This window comes from Streptomyces sp. MNU76 (assembly GCF_020982545.1).
Lineage (GTDB): Bacteria > Actinomycetota > Actinomycetes > Streptomycetales > Streptomycetaceae > Streptomyces.
On the sequence record NZ_JAJKLK010000019.1, the window covers coordinates 37,845 to 55,716 of the forward strand.

The window sequence follows — 17,872 nt, forward strand, 5'->3', positions numbered from 1 at the left end:
AGCCTTCGGGCTGTAGGTCATGGAGCCTTCGGGCTCAGCCGCGTGCGCGCGGCGCGTTCGAGCATGAGCCGGTCCCGGGTTTGCCGTCGGGGCCGGCTCTTTGCCGTTCCCGGCGCCGCCCTTGACGCCGTTCTTGGCGTTCCTTTCCTCGTAAAGGGGTTGTGCGCCCGGCGCGCACGGCTTTATAGTCGTCATGACTATTAGTCACAGTGACCATTAAGGGGGCGGCCGGCATGACCTCACCCGAGGGCTACGACAAATACGCCTTCGAACCCTTCGCCGTCACCGTCGACCTGGCCGTCTTCACCGTCCGCGCGGGCACCCTCCAGGTGCTGCTCGTAGAGCGCGGCCAGGAGCCGTACGCGGGCCGCTGGGCGCTGCCCGGCGGGTTCGTGCTGCCGGACGAGTCCGCGGAGGAGGCCGCCTGGCGGGAACTCGCCGAGGAGACCGGCCTCAAGGACGACTCCGGGCTCCACCTGGAGCAGTTGCGGACGTACAGCGAGCCCGGCAGGGATCCCAGGATGCGGATCGTCACCGTCGCGTTCGCCGCGCTGCTCCCGGACCCGCCCGTCCCGCACGGCGGAGGCGACGCCGCACAGGCCCAGTGGCTGCGCTTCAACGCCATCGGGCCGCTCGCCTTCGACCACGACCGCATCCTCGCCGACGCTCACGAACGCGTCGGCGCCAAGCTCGAATACACCTGTCTCGCCACCTCCTTCTGCCCGCCCGAGTTCACCCTCGGCGAGCTGCGGCAGGTCTACGAGACCGTGTGGGGCACACCGCTCGACCGGCCCAACTTCCGGCGCAAGGTGCTGGCCACGCCGGGCTTCGTCGAACAGGTGCCCGGCGCCGCCCGCCTGACCGGCGGTCGCGGCAAGCCCGCCGCGCTGTACCGCGCGGGTGGGGCCACCGCCCTGCACCCGCCGCTGCTGCGACCCACCACGGAAGGACGGTCCTGATGACCATGACGCTCCGCACGAAGCGCTCCGCCACCGGCTCCCTGATCGGACTCGCCCTCGGAGACGCCCTCGGCTTCCCGACGGAGTTCAACGACGTCCCGTCGATCCTCGCCAAGTGCGGCCCCTGGCGGAAGATGGGGCTGCCGAAGCCGGCGATCGTCACCGACGACACCCAGATGACACTGGCCCTGGGACACGGGCTGCGGGCCGCCATGGACCGGGGATCGCTCGGCCCCGACGCCCTGGTGCGCGCCGTCCGCAAGGAGTTCGTGGACTGGTCCCGCTCCCCGGAGAACAACCGCGCCCCCGGCAACACCTGCCTGGTCGCCTGCGACCTCCTCGCCGTCGAGCGCCACCCCTGGCAGTTCGCCAGCCAGATCCACTCCAAGGGCTGCGGCGCCAACATGCGGGTCGCCCCGCTCGGCCTGATCGGCCCGCTCAGCGACGAACAGCGCGCGGGCGCCGCCCAGTTGCAGGCCGCCCTCACTCACGGCCACCCCACCGCGCTCGCCGCCTCCGACCTCACCGCCCACGCGATACGGCTGCTCTCCCAGGGCGCCGAACCGATGGGCCTGATCGGTCGGCTGCGCTCGTACGCGTACGAGAACCGCTCCCGCTACCACGCCCGCTGGCTCGGCGACCTGTGGACCTACAGCCAGGACCCCTCGCCCGAGCACTACATCGCGCGGGGCTGGGACGACTGCCTGGAGGCCCTGGACCGGGTGCAGGCGGCCCTGCGGCTGCCGTCGCCCGAGACCGACCCCTGCCTGGCCACGGGCGAGGGCTGGATCGCCGAGGAGGCCCTCGCGACCGGGCTGCTGTGCTTCCTGCTCTTCGTCGACGAGCCCGTCACCGCGCTGCGCCGGGCCGCCTGCACCTCGGGCGACTCCGACTCCATCGCCTGCCTCGCCGGTGCCTTCGCGGGCGCCTACCACGGCCCGGACGTCTGGCCCGCCGAGTGGGCCGACCGGATCGAGTACCAGGGCGACCTCGTCTCGCTGGGAGCCCTCTGGGACGCTTGAGGGATGACCGACGCGCTCACCGACGCCCTCGACATCGACCTGGCACCCGTGGTCGCCGAACAGCCCGACCCCCTACTGTTCGCGACCGTCTCCGGAGCCCACCTGTACGGCTTCCCGTCGCGCGACTCGGACGTGGACCTGCGCGGTGTGCACCTGCTGCCCACGGCCGAACTGGTCGGGCTGCGGGAGCCGGAGGAGACCCGGTCGCGGATGTGGGACCGGGACGGCGTCGAGATGGACCTCGTCACACACGACCTGCGCAAGTTCGCCCGGCTGATGCTGCGCCGCAACGGCTATGTGCTGGAGCAGCTGCTCTCCCCGCTCGTCGTGCACACCGGCGAGGCGCACCGCGAACTGATCGCGCTCGCCCCCGGGGTCCTCACCCGGCACCACGCCCACCACTACCGGGGTTTCGGCATCACCCAGTGGCGGCTCTTCGAGAAGACCGGCGAACTCAAGCCGCTGCTCTACACGTTCCGTGTGCTGCTCACCGGCATCCACCTCATGCGCAGCGGCGAGGTGCAGGCCCATCTGCCCACCCTGGTGCCGCAGGTGGACGAGGCGCCCCGCTATCTGCCGGACCTCGTCGCGGCGAAGGCGGACCTGGAGCACGGCAAGACCGCCCTCGACCGGGAGCGCGTGGCGGAGGACGTGGAGCGTCTCCAAGAGGTGCTGGAACAGGAGCAGGCGCTGTCGGCGCTCCCGGAGAGCCCGTCCGCGTACGACGCCCTGCACGATTTCGTCGTCCGGGTCCGCGTGGACGGTGTGGAGGGCTGAGCCGGCTGCGGGGTCCGGGCCGGTTCCGCGGGCCGAGCCCGTTCCGGGGGTCTGTGTCGATTCCAGGGCCGGGCCGGTCGCTACGCCCGGGCCGTTCCCCAGGTTTTGACCGGCGCCGAGGTCGGGCGGGCGCGCAGGGCCGACGCGTGCCGGGTGCGTACGACGAAGTCCTCGACCCGGGCCCGGTCCGGCTCCGCAGGCAGCGGGCTGTGGTGCACCGCCTCCTCGGCCTCCGCCGCCAGCCGGGCCATCCAGGACTCGACCCGGGTCCACGCCACCTCGCCGTGCTTCACCGCCAGCAGGGGCTCGCGCTGATCGCCCACGTCGACGGTGAGCGTGCCCGTGCGCAGCAGATCACGGCAGCTCATCAGGAGGCGGAGGAGATGCATGGCGTGCTTCCAGCGCGGGGCGCCGTGCGTGCGGATGTCGGCGTCGAGCTTCTTGCGCTGGCCGAGGGCGTAGCGGGCGAAGGTCTCGTGAACCTGCCGGGACAGGAACGCCCCGCGCAGCGCGAGCAGTTCCTGGCCGGTGGCGTCGACGTGCTCCACCAGAGGGGAGTGCAGGCACTCCAGGATGTTCGGGTTGGCGCGCAGGGCCAGATTGCAGAAGCGCTCCAGCTCCCAGCCGAACTGCTCCTCCGCCGGACCCTCCACATGGGTCGGCGGCTTCTCGAAGCGCCAGAACAGCTCGGTCGGGGCCAGGAAGACGCCCCGCCGGTCGGTGTCGCTGTCGTCCGTCGCGAGACCGAAGGCCCGCGACCCCATCACACAGGCGTAGATCGTGTGATCACGGACCAGGCTGTGCGGGTGCGGGTGCGGGTGCGGGTGCGGGGGCTGCATGCCCGGGAGCGTACGTGGTGGCTCAGACCGACTGAATCGAATTTCCCGAGACCTCGATCTCCTCAGCGGGCAGGGGCTGGGTGGCAGGGCCCCGCACCACCGCGCCGTCCGTGATCTTGAACTTGCTGCCGTGGCAGGCGCAGTCGATCGTCCCGTCCGAGACGCTGCTGACGATGCAGCCCTGGTGCGTGCAGACCGCCGAGAAGGCCTTGAACTCGCCCTCCTGCGGCTGCGTCACGACGATCTTCCGATCCTTGAAGATCCTGCCACCGCCCACCGGGATGTCGGCCGTGGTGGCCAGCTCCTCACCGCCACCGCCCGTGCCGGCGTCCCCGGGTGAGGTCTCCTCCTGGGAACCGCCGTCGCTGTCGCCGCCGCACCCCACCAGGAGCGCCGCCGTGCCTGCCGCGCCGGTCGTGAGCACCGTGCGCCGCGTCGAACCCATAGCCATGTCGTCACTCCGAACGTGCGGAAGAACCCAACCGAGGAGAGAGTGCCACAAAACGTGCGATTCGCATGTCCGGTGGCCCACTGCATTCGGGACAGTCGCTCCGCCGCCGCCCCCCCCGCGGGCGTCTCGGCAGGCGGGCGCCGCGCACCGGCCGGGGGTGGGCTGACTAGGCTGGTCGTACAACGAGCCGGCCAACGAGTCGGCATGTACATCAGCGAGGAGCAGAGTCGTGGCGGTACGAGCGGTCCGGGGCGCCGTCCAGCTCGAACGGGACGAGGCGGGGCACATGGACGAGCAGGTGGGCGAGCTGCTCACCGCGGTCCTGGAGCGCAACGGGCTCGGTCCGGACGACCTGATCAGCATCTGGTTCACGGCCACCCCCGACCTGCACAGCGACTTCCCGGCCGCCGCGGCGCGCAAGCTCGGCATCGTCGACGTCCCCCTCATCTGCGCACAGGAACTGGACATCGAGGGCGCCATGCCCCGGGTCGTACGGATCCTCGCGCACATCGAGTCCGACCGGCCGCGCTCCGAGATCGCGCACGTCTACCTGGGCGCCGCGGCCGCGCTCCGCAAGGACATCGCCCAGTGAGAACCGCACTCGTCATCGGCACCGGGCTGATCGGCACCTCCGCCGCCCTCGCCCTCGCCCAGCGCGGGGTGGTCGTCCACCTCGCCGACCACGACCCGGAGCAGGCCCGTACGGCCGCCGCGCTCGGCGCCGGCAGCGACGAGGCGCCCGGCGGTCCGGTCGATCTCGCGATCGTCGCCGCCCCGCCCGCGCACGTGGCCGCGACCCTCGCCGACGCCATGCGGCGAGGGGCCGCGCGCGGCTACCTCGACGTGGCCTCCGTGAAGGGCGGCCCCCGCCGGGAGCTGGAGGCGCTGGGCCTCGACCTCTCCTGCTACATCGGCACCCACCCCATGTCGGGCCGGGAGAAGTCGGGGCCGCTGGCCGCCACCGGTGACCTCTTCGAGGGCCGGCCCTGGGTGCTCACCCCGACCCGGGACACCGACACCGAGGTCCTGAACCTCGCCCTGGAGCTGGTCTCGCACTGCCGGGCCGTCCCGGTCGTCATGGACGCGGACGCCCACGACCGGGCCGTGGCCCTGGTCTCGCACATGCCGCACCTGGTGTCGAGCCTGGTCGCCGCGCGACTGGAGCACGCCGAGGAGTCGGCCGTACGGCTGTGCGGGCAGGGCATCCGGGACGTGACCCGGATCGCCGCCTCGGACCCCGGCATGTGGATCGACATCCTCTCCGCCAACCCCGGCCCGGTGGCCGACCTCCTCGCCGATGTCTCCGCCGACCTCGACGAGACCGTCCAGGCACTGCGCGCCCTCCAGGCCTCCGACGAGGCCAAGCGCCGCGAGGGCGTCACCGGCATCGAGGACGTCCTGCGCCGCGGCAACGCCGGCCAGATCCGCGTCCCCGGCAAGCACGGGTCCGCTCCGCGGCGCTACGAGGTGGTGGCGGTCCTGATCGACGACCAGCCGGGCCAGCTGGCCCGCATCTTCGCCGACGCGGGCGCCGCCGGCGTCAACATCGAGGACGTCCGCATCGAACACGCGACCGGGCAGCAGGCGGGTCTGGTGCAGCTCATGGTGGAGCCGAAGGCGGCGGTGGTGCTGACGGGGGCGTTGCGGGAGCGGGGTTGGGCGATCCGGCAGTAGCGGGGTGCGTGGGGTCGGTGGTCGGAGGCCGCCGCAGCCGTCCCGATGCCCGGGAGGCGCCTTGGCGCCGAGTGGTGTGAGGGCGGCGTCGGGGAGGGTCGTCCGCATCGAACACGCGACCGGGCAGCAGGCGGGTCTGGTGCAGCTCATGGTGGAGCCGAAGGCGGCGGTGGTGTTGACGGGGGCGTTGCGGGAGCGGGGTTGGGCGATCCGGCAGTAGGGCCTGGTGCGGTTTTCGCCCCCGCCGCCCCTACCCGTCCCATCCCGGGGCTGCGCCCCGGATCCCCGTCGGGGCCGCGCCCCCGGCCCCGCTTCGGCCTGAACGGCCTAGTCCTCCAGCGCCGGACGGGCTGGAGGGACAGCGGGCGGGCCGGGAGTGCGGTGGGACGGCGGGACGGTGGGAGAGGGTGTTGCGTGACGGTGGCCGCAGGGGCGGTGGGAGCGCCGTCGAAGGGGCGGCCGGATGGAGTACGGGCAACCAGTACCCTTGTCCGGGGCGCTTTCCGTCCCGCCCCACCATCTCGGACCAGGAAAGGTGCTCCCCAGTGGAACGCGCCACAGTGATCGTTGCCATCGACGGCCCCTCCGGCACGGGCAAGTCGAGCACCTCGAAGGCCGTGGCCGCGCAGCTCGGGCTGAGCTACCTGGACACGGGCGCCCAGTACCGGGCGATCACGTGGTGGATGGTCACCAACGGCATCGACATAGACGACCCCTCGGCGATCGCCGCCGTGGCGGGCAAGCCGGAGATCGTCTCGGGGACCGACCCGTCCGGGCCGACCATCACCGTCGACGGCACGGACGTCGCCGGGCCGATCCGCACCCAGGAGGTCACCTCCAAGGTCAGCGCGGTGAGCGCCGTCCCCGAGGTGCGGGCCCGGATCACCGAGCTGCAGCGCTCCATCGCGTCGGGCGCCGAGAACGGCATCGTCGTCGAGGGCCGGGACATCGGCACGACCGTCCTGCCGGACGCCGACCTGAAGATCTTCCTCACCGCTTCCCCGGAGGCCCGCGCGGCCCGCCGCAGCGGCGAGCTGAAGGGCTCCGACGTGCAGGCGACCCGCGAGGCGCTCCTCAAGCGGGACGCGGCCGACTCCAGCCGCAAGACCTCCCCGCTCGCCAAGGCCGACGACGCGGTCGAGGTGGACACCTCCGACCTCACCCTCCAGCAGGTCATCGAGTGCGTGGTGACCCTCGTCGAGGAGAAGCGGGCCGGGAAGTGAGCGGGGCGTCGACGGACCGGGGGGCCTCGGCCGGGGCTGCCTCCGCCGGGAACCCCGCGGCCGCGGCGCCCTCCTTGCGCGGTGCCGAGGTCGGTCGGCGCATCGGCGTCGGCCTGATGTACGGCTTGTGGAAGCCGCGGGTGCTGGGCGCCTGGCGGGTCCCCACGGCCGGCCCGGTCATCCTCGCGGTCAACCACTCCCACAACATCGACGGCCCGATGGTCATGGGTGTGGCGCCCCGCCCGACGCACTTCCTGATCAAGAAGGAGGCGTTCATCGGTCCCCTCGACCCCTTCCTGCTCGGCATCGGGCAGGTCAAGGTGGACCGGTCGACCGCCGACCGCACCGCCATCACCCAGGCGCTCGCCGTCCTGGCGGGCGGCGGTGTGCTGGGCATCTTCCCGGAGGGCACCCGGGGCGAGGGCGACTTCGCCTCGCTGCGCGCCGGGCTCTCCTACTTCGCCGTGCGCAGCGGAGCGCCGGTCGTCCCGGTAGCCGTCCTGGGAAGCACCGAGCGGCGCGGACGGTTGGTCAAGGGGCTGCCCCCGCTGCGCTCGCGCGTCGATGTCGTCTTCGGCGACCCGTTCGAGGCGGGCGACGGCACCGGGCGGCGGACCCGCAAGGCACTGGACGAGGCGACCGTGCGCATCCAGAAGCAACTGGGCGCGCACCTGGACAACGCCCGGCGGCTCACCGGCCGCCGGTAAAACGCCGGGCGTCCGATCGGGCGCTGGGCGACACTGAGTAGTGGATCAGCCGGTCGAAGGCCGGGTGCTCCACCGATCACCACGATGAACTACGAGGTACGGACTTCATGAACGACCACTTTCCCTCCGAGCACGAGCACGGAGAGCTTGGCGACGCCGAGTACGCGGAGTTCATGGAGCTCGCCGCGGAAGAGGGCTTCGACGTCGAGGACGTCGAGGGCGCGATCGAGGAGGCGGGCCACGGCCCGCTGCCCGTCCTCGCCGTCGTCGGCCGCCCGAACGTGGGCAAGTCGACCCTGGTGAACCGCATCATCGGCCGCCGTGAGGCGGTCGTCGAGGACAAGCCCGGCGTCACCCGCGACCGTGTCACCTACGAGGCCGAGTGGGCGGGCCGCCGCTTCAAGGTCGTCGACACCGGCGGCTGGGAGCAGGACGTCCTCGGCATCGACGCCTCCGTCGCCGCCCAGGCCGAGTACGCCATCGAGGCCGCCGACGCGGTCGTCTTCGTCGTCGACGCCAAGGTCGGCGTCACCGACACCGACGAGGCCGTCGTCCGGCTGCTCCGCAAGGCCAAGAAGCCCGTGGTCCTCTGCGCCAACAAGGTCGACGGCCCGAGCGGCGAGGCCGACGCGACCGCTCTGTGGTCCCTCGGCATCGGCGAGCCGCACCCGGTCTCCTCGCTGCACGGCCGTGGCACCGGCGACATGCTGGACGCCGTCCTGGAGGCCCTGCCGGAGGCACCCGCGCAGAGCTTCGGCACGGCCGTCGGCGGTCCGCGCCGTATCGCCCTGATCGGCCGTCCGAACGTCGGCAAGTCCTCGCTCCTCAACAAGGTGGCGAACGAGGAGCGCGTCGTCGTCAACGAGCTCGCGGGCACCACCCGTGACCCGGTCGACGAGCTGATCGAACTCGGCGGCGTCACCTGGAAGTTCGTCGACACCGCCGGCATCCGCAAGCGCGTCCACCTCCAGCAGGGCGCCGACTACTACGCCTCGCTGCGCACCGCGGCCGCCGTGGAGAAGGCGGAGGTGGCGGTCATCCTCATCGACGCCTCCGAGTCCATCTCCGTGCAGGACCAGCGCATCGTCACGATGGCCGTCGAGGCCGGCCGCGCGATGGTCATCGCCTACAACAAGTGGGACACCCTCGACGAGGAGCGCCGCTACTACCTGGAGCGGGAGATCGAGACCGAGTTCGGTCAGGTCGCCTGGGCGCCCCGAGTCAACGTCTCGGCGCGGACCGGTCGGCACATGGAGAAGCTGGTCCCCGCGATCGAGACGGCCCTCGCCGGCTGGGAGACCCGTGTCCCCACGGGCCGGCTGAACGCCTTCCTCGGCGAGCTGGTCGCCGCCCACCCGCACCCGATCCGGGGCGGCAAGCAGCCCCGCATCCTCTTCGGCACCCAGGCCGGTACCAAGCCCCCGCGCTTCGTCCTCTTCGCCTCCGGGTTCATCGAGGCGGGCTACCGCCGCTTCATCGAGCGGCGCCTGCGCGAGGAGTTCGGCTTCGAGGGCACCCCGATCCACATCTCGGTGCGGGTGCGCGAGAAGCGCGGCAAGAAGAAGTAGGCAGCGGCCGAGGGAATAGGCAGCGGCACGAAGAAGTAGGCAGCGGCCGAGGAAGTAGGCAGCGGCACGAAGAAGTGGGCAGCGGTCCCACGACACGAGGAGGCGGCCACCCCGATGTCCGGGTGGCCGCCTCCTCGTGTGCTGCGCTCCGCCTCAAAGACCTCGGCGTGGGCCCGGGGGCAGCGGCGACGGGATGTGGTGCATCCCGGTGTGTCCGGTGGGGATCCGCCCCACGGGCTGCCACACGGCGGTCGTCGTGGTCGTGTGACCGGGCTGGTGCTCGCGCTGGGTGGCGAGCTGGCCCGCGGAGTGCCGGGCCCCGTACGAGCCGGAGGCGTACGACCCGGTGGCGCGCTGGCCGCCGGAGCCGTGCGTCAGGCTCCCGAAACCCGTGAACCCCAGCTCCTCCTCCCCGTGCCGGTCGCCCGGCAGGGTCCGGTAGGTCCTGACCCACTCCGCGTAGAGCGAGTCGTAGATGGGCGTGGCCGATGGCCCGCCCGACGGATCCTGAGTCGGCCGCATGGACGGGATCGACTGATAGGACTGGCGGCGAGGTACGTCGTATGCGTGCACGTCTGTGCCAACGACCCCACGGGGGAAGAGATGCGCCCCCTCAACCATTCAGCCTCCGGTCAGGGAAGCGCCCTGAAGGGGCGCGGGGAACTGCGCGACAGGCCCCCCGACTCGCAGCCGACTGACCAGCCGCATTGCTACGGCGGGTTGTCTCACGGCTCGCCGAGCGGAGCGATCACGTACCGGCCAGCGGCAGCGTCGCGGCCACCAACTTCCCGTTCGCCGCGGCCTTGTCGAGCGCGTCCCGCAGCAGGTCCTCCCGCGGCTGCCGCCCGATGGACCCCACCGGCGCCGCGAACATCAGCACCTGCTGGTGCTTGTTCGCGGCTGCCCGCCAGGCGTCGGCGACCTGCAGCGCCTGATGGGCCTGCCACCACGCGACCGGCGAACCACCGGCGGTACCCGGCTGCAGGATGGCGTGCAGCTGTCCCATGGCGAGCAGCACGGACCAGCCGTGCAGCACGGGGGGCACGGAGTCGATCTGGGGGAGCGGCATGAAGCCCTGCTCGATGAGCAGCGGCAGGAAGTCGTCGCCCGCGCCGGTCGTGCCCGGGCGTGCGATGGGGGCGGTCGGCTCGACGACGAGCGCCGGGTGCAACTCGCCGCTGAGCAGGATCAGTCCGCTGGTGACACCGAGCACGGCCTGCTCGGGCGCGGCCTGGACCGGGTTGTCCCCGGCGATGGAACGGGCGGCGCCCTGCAGCTGCTCCTCGGTGACCTGGACGACCTGGGAGGGCAGACAGGTGGCGTGGGCGAAGGCGAGCACGGCTGTCTCGTCGCCGACGAAGAGGACGGTGTTGGTGCGCTCCTGCTCGGAGTCGCCGGGGGTGCGGCACGACGTGCAGTCGTAGCCGCCGGGGGCGTTCTCTCCGGCGAGCAGCCGGTCGGCTTCTACGTCGCCGATCTCGGCGCGTACCTCGTCGCTGACGTCGAGCATGCGCGGCACGGTGGCTCCTCGGGATGCGGTGCGGTGTCGGTGCCGGGTGGCGCCCGGCCCATGAGCACGGAGGTTCCGGCTCATGCAGAAGACAACGGGCGATCTGTGGCGGGGGTCACGCCCGAGGACGAACGGAATCGAACCAACCGGAGCGCAGGGTGAATCCCTGGGCGGAATCGGTTACTCCGCGCCAACTTCCCGAGGGTCCGGCCAAGTTGATCCGGTGAAGTGGGTCACAGCTCGTCGAGGTCACTGGCCGACATGTCAGGAAATCAGGGAATGAAATGGGTGGCCGGAAATGGCGGCTACTTCGGGTAACGGCGAACTGGCCTCGCACGACAGGTCATCCCTTGCTGACAACCCGTCAACCTCCCTACATTCCCGGCCGTGTGCAGCGAGCACCGCTCGGGTACGTCCGCCGGCCGCGCAGAGCCAGACAGCGCGCAGCACCACCTCCGGCGGACGGGGCGGAGCGCGACACCCGCGTCCATGCGCGGGAAGCGCCCCGCTCGGGGGGACCCCGGGTCCGTGGAGAGGGATCTTCATGTCCGAATGTGCTGATACCACGCGCGGCAGCGCCCGCAAGACCCGTACGACGGCGGTTCTCGCCGGGGCGGCACTGCTCGCCCCGCTCGGGCTTCTGGCCGTCACCGGCAGCGCCTCGGCGGCCGACAGCGGCGTGTGGGACCGCATCGCCACGTGCGAGAGCGGCGGCAACTGGCACATCAACACCGGCAACGGCTACTACGGAGGTCTGCAGTTCGCCGCCTCCACGTGGCGTGCCTACGGCGGCACCGCCTACGCGGCCACCGCCGACAAGGCCTCCAAGGCTCAGCAGATCGCGATCGCGACCAAGGTCCAGCGCGCCCAGGGCTGGGGAGCGTGGCCCACCTGTTCCGGCCGCGCCGGGGCCTCCGGCAGCGCGCCCGCCGCCCCCTCCACCGGGTCGGCCGCCACCGGGTCGTCCGGCAAGGCCGCCTCCTCCGGGGCCGGGAAGTCCGCCAAGTCGGCTCCCGCGACGACGCCGTCGCGCTCCGTCGGCCACCCGGACCGCAGCGCGTCGCGCGGTGACTACACCGTCCGGCAGGGCGACTCCCTGAGCGGCATCGCCGCCCGGCACGGGACCACCTGGCGGCAGGTCTACGCCGCCAACAGGGACGTGATCGGCGGCGACCCAGACCTCATCGTCCCCGGGCAGCGCCTCGATCTGTGACCGCTGCCCTGTCGGCCGAGCCTGCCCTGTCGGCCGAGTCCTGTCGGCCGAGTCCTGTCGGCTGAGCGCCGTCGGCTGACCGCCGTGCGGCGTCAGGGCAGTTCGGTCGCCTCCCCGCCGAACGCCAGTGCGCCGCGCCGGAGTTCGTACACGAGGACGCCCGGTACCGCGCGCAGCCCCGGCGGCAGGCGCTGCTCGGCCACGATCACGCAGGCGTCGAGGCCGCCCAGCAGCTCGTACGTGCGGGCCGCGACCGCGGGTGACATGCCCTGGGCGGGTTCGTCGACGAGCACCACGCGCGCCCGGGCCGGCAGGACCCGGGAGAGGGCGAGCATCCGCTGCTCGCCGCCGGAGAGGGTGCCCACGCGACGGGGGAGCAGGGCTTCGAGCTCCGGGTAGGCGCGCAGGGCGTCGGAGAGGTCGGGCGCGGTGAGTTCGAGGTTCTCGCGCACGGTGAGCGAGCCGAAGACGGCCCGTCGTTCCGGTACGAGGACCAGGCCCCGCCGGGCCCGCTCGTACGCGGGTGTCCTGGTGATGTCGGCACCGTCCCACACCACGGCACCCGCGGAGAGCGGGACCGTCCCGGCGAGCGCCCGCAACGCGGTCGTACGACCGGAGCCGTTGCGGCCGAGCAGCACGGTGAGGCCGGGGCCCGGGGCGGCGAGGGTGAGCCCGTGCAGGGCCTCCAGCGGGCCGTAGCGGACGCGGGCGCGGCGGAGGGAGACGAGGGTCATCGTCCGGCCTCCGGGGCGAGGACGTGGTCGGCCGGGCCGGAGGTGACGATCCGGCCCGCCGCCATGACGTGGACGACGTCCGCGAGTTCCATGACGAGGTCGACGTCGTGCTCGACGACGAGCAGGGCCGTGCCGTCGTCGGCGAGGGCGCGCAGGACGCGGGCGAGGGAGGCCACCTCGGCCGAGTCGAGGCCGGCGGCGGGCTCGTCGAGCAGCAGCACGCGGGGGCTGCCGGCGAGCGCACGCGCCAGCTCGACCCGTCGCAGCGTGCCGGTCGGCAGCCCGGCCGCCGGTGCCGTCCGCACCGCCCCGTCCAGCCCGAACAGCCGCAACGCCCGCTCCACGGCCCCGGGATCGGCGACCATCCCCTGCTCGGCGCCCACGCGTACGTTGTCCGCCACGCTCAACGACGGGAAGACCGCGAGCTGTTGGAACGTCCGAGCGATGCCGAGGCGGGTACGGGCGTGCGCGGGCAGCCGGGTGATGTCCCGCTCGCCGAGTCTCACCCGCCCGCTGTCCGGCCGCAGCGTGCCGGCGAGACAGTGGAAGAGGGTGCTCTTCCCGGCACCGTTGGGACCCACGACCGCGCTGACCCGCCCCGGCAGGACGTCGAGGTCGACGTCGTCGAGCGCGGTGAACTCGCCGTAGCGGAGCCGGAGCCGGCAGGGCTCGGAGGGAGGAGCGGGGAGGCGGGGGGAGGGCAGGGACGCGGGCGTGACCGATGGGGTGCGGGCGGCCTGGGCGGGACCGCGCCGACCGAGGGCAGCAGGGAGGGAGGGGCGCCCGCGCGACCGCCGGGCGTGTGGCCGGTGCCCGTGCGGGTGTCGGCGGTGCCTGCGCCGGTTCTCGTGGTGTCGGCGGTGTCTGCGTCGGCCCTGGCGGCTGGTCCGCGGCACCGGACGGCTCCCGCGCGGCCCACGGGGGCGTGCCAACCACCAGCCCCTCCGCCGTACCCCGGCCGCCGCCCCCACGCGCACCCGATCCCGAGCGCGCAGCCCGTCGGGTGAGCGTGCGTCGCCCCGGCCGCAGTCGTGCGAAACCGTCCCGCACAGCCTCGTACGGGCCGCCGGGGAAGCGGCCGACCAGGACGGCCAGGACGCCGATGACCGCGACGGCCACGCCGCCCTCGGTGCCCGCGTCCAGGCCGACCAGCAGGGCGGCCGCCGCGAGTGCGCCGAGGGAACTGTCGGCCCCGAGGACGACGACCGCGGCGAACCAGAGGAGGCTGCGGACGGGGTCGTAGGCGACGGGGTCGAAGGCGCGGACCCCCATCGCGAGCATGCCGCCGCCGAGCGCGGCGAGGGCGGCGCCCGCGACGAACGCCGTGAGTTTCAGCGACGGGACGCGCACGCCCGCCGCCGACGCGCCCGGCTCGTGGTCCCGCACGGCGGCGAGCGCTCTGCCCGTGCGGCCCCGGCGCAGGCCGTGGGCGGCGAGGAGGGCGAGGCAGAGGAGGCCCAACTCCAAGGCGTAGTAGGCGCGGTCTCCCTCGAAGCCCGAGGGCCGGGAGACCGTGAGGCCCGAGGTCGCGTACGGCTGGGTGACAGGGCGCCCAGGCCCGCGTAGGCCGCCTGGCCCAGGGAGATCTGGCCGCCTCGGCCCGTCACCACCACCAGGGAGAGCAGGACCACGCCCAGCGCCGGCACCTGGACGGCCGTGTGCAGGTCCTGGCCCGCGAAGCCCAGCGGGATCAGGAACAGCAGGAGCGCCACGAGCCACGCGGCGGGGGGCGGGCCGGCCCGCGCGGTAGCCGTTCGCGGCAGCGCGTCGCGGTCGCCCACCCCCGGCAGGACCAGGGCCGCCACGAGGAGGGCGACCACGAAGAGGTTGGCGCCCACGGCCTGGAGCAACGGTTCCGTCCAGCCCGAGGGATGGAACCGGGTCAGCTGGGCCTGCGCGACCGCGACGCCCAGCGCGACCAGCACGGCCACCGGCAGGCTCCGCATCCGGGCGGCGACCGCCACGGCCACCACCTCCATCACCAGCAGCGGCATGCCGTACGGGTCGAGGCGTACGTACGGGGCCAGCAGGACGCCCGTCAGGCCCGCCGTGAAGGAGCCGAACGCCCAGCCGGCGGCGGCGACCCGGTCCGCGTCGATGCCGCCGAGCACGGCGAGGGAGCGGTCGTCGACGACGGCCCGCAGCTCCCGGCCGAACCGCGTCCAGCGGGTGAGCGCGCCCACGGCCGCCGCGACGGCGAGGGCCGCCGCCAGCTGGCCCCACGGGTCGGCGGAGATCAGCGTCGGCGCGTCGTCCCGTGCGCCCTGCCCCCACAGCAGCGCGGTCACGCCGACGAGGAGGACGAAGACGCCGATGGACGCGACGAGGGTGCGCGCCGGGTCGCCGCCGAGCACGGCGAGCGGACGGAAGACGAGGCGTTCCAGGACCAGACCGATCGAGGGGGCCACGACCAGCAGGGTCACCACCGCGGCCGGCCACAGGGGCCATCCCCACTCCACGGTGAACTGGCGCAGCAGATACGCGCACACCACGGCGATCGCCCCGTGCGCGAAGTTGAGCACGCCGGTCGCCCGGTAGGTCACGATCAGGCCGATCCCGGTGAGGGCCGCCGCGCTGCCGACCGACAGCCCCGCCAGCGTGAGGTCGTACGTCAGCGACGCCATCAGCCCTCCGCGGAGTCGCCCCGGGAGGGTGCCTCGCAGATCGGGCACGGTCGCAGGGCGCCGCTCGTCAGCACCCGGGAGTCGGCCGGGACCGCCTCCGCCTTCCCGGCCACCAGCGGGCAGTCGGCGCGGTGCCAGAGCGTGCCGCCCGGCACCATCAGCAGGGTGCCGCTGGTGGCGAGGGGGCCGGCCGGAGCCCGCGCGGACACGTCGTCGTCGGGCTCGGCGGCGACCAGGAGGCCGTACAACTCCTCGACCCGCGAGGCTGCCTGGGCGTTGCCGCCGTGCGCGAGGAGGACCGCGCCCGCGACGATCAGCGCGGCGCCGGGGACCGTGCAGGACGCCACATAGGGGAGCTGCCGTTCGGCGAAGCGTTCACCGGAGACGCCGTACCAGCCGACGACGCACAGCACCGCGCCGCCGGCGAGCGCGGCCCAGCCGGCCCAGAGGACGGGGTGGGCGGTCCGTGGTCGGGCTGTCCGTAGTCGGCCTGTGCGCATACGGGGCATCGGGGCTCCCACACGTCGTGTGTCTGACGGTCTAGCAATCACTGCCGATGGACTTGCACTATGCCTTCTGCAAGCTGACCCTGAAAGAACCGGGCGCATGCCGCCCGGACCGACACCCGGTGGTGAGCCAGATGGTTCTCGGGAGCGACCTCAGGCGGGCGAACGGACGTGGATCCGGGGCGGCGGGACGGGGAACGGCCCTGGCGGCCGCCCTGGTCCTCCTCCTCGCCCCGGCCCTCGCGGCGTGCAGCGACGACAGCGGTGGCGGTGGCGACAGCGCCCCGCCGACCCCCACGGTGGAACGGACGGCGAGCGAACCCGCCGAGGAGACCACGAGCGCGAGCGGGCCCGCGGACACGGCGGGGGCCGAGAAGGAGATCAAGGAGAACTGGAAGGCGTTCTTCGACCCGGGCACCTCGACCGAGGAGAAGCAGGCCGTTCTGGAGAACGGCGAGAGGATGGGTCCCGTCCTCGCGGCGTTCAGCGGTGACGAGCGCGGCGGTCAGGTCGAGGCGGAGGTCAAGAAGGTCGAGTTCACCTCCGCGACCGGCGCCGATGTGACGTACACCCTGCTGCTGGAGGGCGCCACGGCGCTGCCGGACGCGGCAGGCACGGCCGTCGAGCAGGACGGCACCTGGAAGGTGTCCGTCAAGACCCTGTGCGGGCTGGTCGCGCTGAGCGGCAATGCGACACCGGGCCCGGGCTGCTGAGACGGCCGCCGCCGGCCTGCTGCTCCTGCTGGCCACGGCCTGCGGCAGTCGGCTCCCGGAGAGCGACTTCGAGCGGGGGAGCGCCACGTCCGCCCCGTCGAGCCGTGAGCCGCTGCGCGTCGGGATCATCACCAGCGTCACCAGCCCGGTCGGCGGCACGGCGTTCACCGGGCCGCGCGACGGCGCGAAGGCCTGGTTCGCCGCGCTCAACGCGCGCGGCGGCATCGACGGCCGCCGCGTCGAGGTGCGGGAGTGCGACGACGGGGGCAGCGGTGTCGGCAACAACGAGTGCGTGCACCGGCTCGTCGAGGAGGACGGAGTGGTGGCGCTGGTCGCCACCACCGCCCTCGACTACGCGGGCGCCGCCCGGGTCGCACGCGCGCGCGTGCCGGACATCGGGGGCCAGCCCATCGGACCGGCGTACGACACGTACCCGTATCTGTACAGCGTCTACGGCAGCCTCGCGCCCCGGGACGGCACGACCGGCTGGGACGGGAAGCAGTACGGCGGCACCGAGGTCTACCGCTATTTCAAGCGTGAGCACGGCGCCCGCACCGCCGCCGTCGTCTCCTACAACCAGTCGGCGTCGGCCGCCTACGCCCGTCTGATCGTCCAGGGGTTGAAGGCCGAGGGGTACCAAGTGGTCACCGAGCAGGTCGACTTCGCGCTGCCCAACTTCCGGGCGGCCGCCGCCGACATCAAGGAGCGGGGCGCCGACCTGGTCTTCGACGCCATCGACGGTCACGGCAACGCCCGACTCTGCCAGGCGATGGACGGGGTGGGGGCCGAGGTCACCGCCAAGGTCACCAACGTCCAGAACTGGACCTCCGCGGTCGCCGAGGAGTACAAGGGCGCCCCGCGCTGCCGCAACGCCCTGTGGGCCACCGGCTCCAGCCGCAACCACGCGGACGTCGGCGACCCGGCCGTACGGGAGTTCCAGGACGCGACGAAGGACCTGAAGCCGCACTCCCAGTGGCAGTTGGAGGGCTGGGCTGCCGCGATGTGGTTCACGGACGCGGCGAGATCGTGCGCGGGGAGCGCGGAGGGCGTCACCCGCCGTTGCGTCGACCGGTTCATGAACCGCGACGAGCCCTACAGCGCCGACGGGCTGCTCGTCCCCGTCCGTTTCGAGCGGCTCGCCGAGCCGCCGACGACGCGCCGGACCTGTGTGTCGGTGGCCCGCTGGCGGGACGGCGAGGGGTGGGTGAGCCAGGGCGACATGAACGAGACCTGCTTCGACGTACCCCAACTTCCCTACAGCCCCTGATGCGTGATGAGGCGAACGGGTTGCCTCTCCCGGCTATCGATCGGACAACCGTTCAAAAACAAGTTGATGATGACGTCCAACCATT

Annotated in this window: 20 protein-coding genes and 1 pseudogene; 12 read left to right on the forward strand and 9 right to left on the reverse strand. The window is 73.0% G+C overall.

Annotated features, from left to right (window positions below; translation table 11 throughout):
- Positions 1 to 233: 233 nt before the first annotated feature.
- Genes E4N62_RS26635 through E4N62_RS26645 form a run of 3 tightly spaced genes read left to right on the forward strand, consistent with a single transcriptional unit; the run spans position 234 to position 2,758 of the window.
- Positions 234 to 959, forward strand: coding sequence for an NUDIX domain-containing protein (locus E4N62_RS26635; protein ID WP_230218777.1), 726 nt, complete (start codon positions 234 to 236; stop codon positions 957 to 959).
- Positions 959 to 1,981, forward strand: coding sequence for an ADP-ribosylglycohydrolase family protein (locus tag E4N62_RS26640; protein WP_184895882.1), 1,023 nt, complete (start codon positions 959 to 961; stop codon positions 1,979 to 1,981). Before E4N62_RS26635 ends, E4N62_RS26640 begins: the two co-directional genes overlap by 1 nt.
- A 3-nt stretch (positions 1,982 to 1,984) precedes the next feature.
- Positions 1,985 to 2,758, forward strand: coding sequence for a DNA polymerase beta superfamily protein (locus E4N62_RS26645; RefSeq protein ID WP_230218778.1), 774 nt, complete (start codon positions 1,985 to 1,987; stop codon positions 2,756 to 2,758).
- An 80-nt stretch (positions 2,759 to 2,838) separates the two neighbouring features.
- On the opposite strand, the gene E4N62_RS26650 is transcribed toward E4N62_RS26645, so the two are convergent.
- Both E4N62_RS26650 and E4N62_RS26655 read right to left on the reverse strand, forming a co-directional pair.
- Positions 2,839 to 3,597, reverse strand: a complete 759-nt coding sequence (locus E4N62_RS26650; protein WP_230218779.1) for a DNA polymerase beta superfamily protein — start codon at positions 3,595 to 3,597, stop codon at positions 2,839 to 2,841.
- A gap of 22 nt (positions 3,598 to 3,619) precedes the next feature.
- Positions 3,620 to 4,048 (reverse strand): Rieske (2Fe-2S) protein, encoded by a 429-nt coding sequence (locus E4N62_RS26655; RefSeq protein WP_230218780.1) that lies wholly within the window; start codon positions 4,046 to 4,048, stop codon positions 3,620 to 3,622.
- Between the two features lie 229 nt (positions 4,049 to 4,277).
- On the opposite strand from E4N62_RS26655, the gene aroH reads away from it, so the two are divergent.
- From aroH to der, 6 genes are all read left to right on the forward strand, one after another.
- Positions 4,278 to 4,640: a chorismate mutase gene (gene aroH / locus E4N62_RS26660; RefSeq protein ID WP_033528887.1), complete on the forward strand. Its 363-nt coding sequence runs from the start codon at positions 4,278 to 4,280 to the stop codon at positions 4,638 to 4,640.
- Complete coding sequence (locus E4N62_RS26665; protein ID WP_230218781.1) at positions 4,637 to 5,722, forward strand: prephenate dehydrogenase; 1,086 nt, start codon at positions 4,637 to 4,639, stop codon at positions 5,720 to 5,722. The genes aroH and E4N62_RS26665 overlap by 4 nt, the downstream gene beginning before the upstream one ends.
- Before the next feature lie 61 nt (positions 5,723 to 5,783).
- Positions 5,784 to 5,942 carry a hypothetical protein gene (locus E4N62_RS26670; protein WP_374117068.1) on the forward strand — a complete coding sequence of 53 codons (159 nt, stop codon included), beginning with the start codon at positions 5,784 to 5,786 and terminating at the stop codon, positions 5,940 to 5,942.
- 325 nt (positions 5,943 to 6,267) lie between these two features.
- Positions 6,268 to 6,945: a (d)CMP kinase gene (gene cmk / locus E4N62_RS26675; protein WP_230218784.1), complete on the forward strand. Its 678-nt coding sequence runs from the start codon at positions 6,268 to 6,270 to the stop codon at positions 6,943 to 6,945.
- The gene (locus tag E4N62_RS26680; protein WP_374117069.1) at positions 6,903 to 7,652 is read left to right on the forward strand and encodes a lysophospholipid acyltransferase family protein; all 750 of its coding nucleotides are present in this window, start codon (positions 6,903 to 6,905) and stop codon (positions 7,650 to 7,652) included. Before cmk ends, E4N62_RS26680 begins: the two co-directional genes overlap by 43 nt.
- 107 nt (positions 7,653 to 7,759) lie before the next feature.
- Positions 7,760 to 9,220: a ribosome biogenesis GTPase Der gene (der, locus tag E4N62_RS26685; RefSeq protein ID WP_184895888.1), complete on the forward strand. Its 1,461-nt coding sequence runs from the start codon at positions 7,760 to 7,762 to the stop codon at positions 9,218 to 9,220.
- A gap of 153 nt (positions 9,221 to 9,373) precedes the next feature.
- Here der and E4N62_RS26690 read toward each other — a convergent pair whose 3' ends face one another.
- Together E4N62_RS26690 and E4N62_RS26695 are read right to left on the reverse strand one after the other, a co-directional pair.
- A complete protein-coding gene (locus E4N62_RS26690) occupies positions 9,374 to 9,742 on the reverse strand; it encodes a hypothetical protein (RefSeq protein WP_230218785.1) in 369 nt (122 codons plus the stop codon).
- A 226-nt stretch (positions 9,743 to 9,968) separates the two neighbouring features.
- Positions 9,969 to 10,739: a hypothetical protein gene (locus tag E4N62_RS26695; RefSeq protein WP_230218786.1), complete on the reverse strand. Its 771-nt coding sequence runs from the start codon at positions 10,737 to 10,739 to the stop codon at positions 9,969 to 9,971.
- Between the two features lie 535 nt (positions 10,740 to 11,274).
- Between E4N62_RS26695 and E4N62_RS26700 the strand changes: the two genes are divergently transcribed.
- The gene (locus E4N62_RS26700) at positions 11,275 to 11,943 is read left to right on the forward strand and encodes a transglycosylase family protein (RefSeq protein ID WP_230218787.1); all 669 of its coding nucleotides are present in this window, start codon (positions 11,275 to 11,277) and stop codon (positions 11,941 to 11,943) included.
- Between the two features lie 92 nt (positions 11,944 to 12,035).
- On the opposite strand, the gene E4N62_RS26705 is transcribed toward E4N62_RS26700, so the two are convergent.
- The 5 genes and pseudogenes from E4N62_RS26705 to E4N62_RS26715 form a co-directional block, all read right to left on the reverse strand.
- Complete coding sequence (locus tag E4N62_RS26705; protein WP_230218788.1) at positions 12,036 to 12,677, reverse strand: ATP-binding cassette domain-containing protein; 642 nt, start codon at positions 12,675 to 12,677, stop codon at positions 12,036 to 12,038.
- The gene (locus tag E4N62_RS49685; protein WP_374117070.1) at positions 12,674 to 13,573 is read right to left on the reverse strand and encodes an ABC transporter ATP-binding protein; all 900 of its coding nucleotides are present in this window, start codon (positions 13,571 to 13,573) and stop codon (positions 12,674 to 12,676) included. Before E4N62_RS49685 ends, E4N62_RS26705 begins: the two co-directional genes overlap by 4 nt.
- Positions 13,574 to 13,859: 286 nt before the next feature.
- Positions 13,860 to 14,126 (reverse strand): annotated as a pseudogene (locus tag E4N62_RS49690) (ABC transporter permease); the annotation flags it as partial.
- A complete protein-coding gene (locus E4N62_RS49695) occupies positions 14,009 to 15,301 on the reverse strand; it encodes a branched-chain amino acid ABC transporter permease (protein WP_374117071.1) in 1,293 nt (430 codons plus the stop codon). The gene E4N62_RS49695 and the pseudogene E4N62_RS49690, both read right to left, overlap by 118 nt.
- Entirely contained in the window at positions 15,301 to 15,810 is a 510-nt protein-coding gene (locus tag E4N62_RS26715; protein WP_374117072.1) for a hypothetical protein, read from the reverse strand. The genes E4N62_RS49695 and E4N62_RS26715 overlap by 1 nt, the downstream gene beginning before the upstream one ends.
- 131 nt (positions 15,811 to 15,941) lie before the next feature.
- Between E4N62_RS26715 and E4N62_RS26720 the strand changes: the two genes are divergently transcribed.
- Positions 15,942 to 16,520 carry a hypothetical protein gene (locus E4N62_RS26720; RefSeq protein WP_230218789.1) on the forward strand — a complete coding sequence of 193 codons (579 nt, stop codon included), beginning with the start codon at positions 15,942 to 15,944 and terminating at the stop codon, positions 16,518 to 16,520.
- Positions 16,495 to 17,787, forward strand: a complete 1,293-nt coding sequence (locus E4N62_RS26725) for an ABC transporter substrate-binding protein (protein WP_230218790.1) — start codon at positions 16,495 to 16,497, stop codon at positions 17,785 to 17,787. Before E4N62_RS26720 ends, E4N62_RS26725 begins: the two co-directional genes overlap by 26 nt.
- The last annotated feature ends 85 nt before the right edge of the window (positions 17,788 to 17,872 follow it).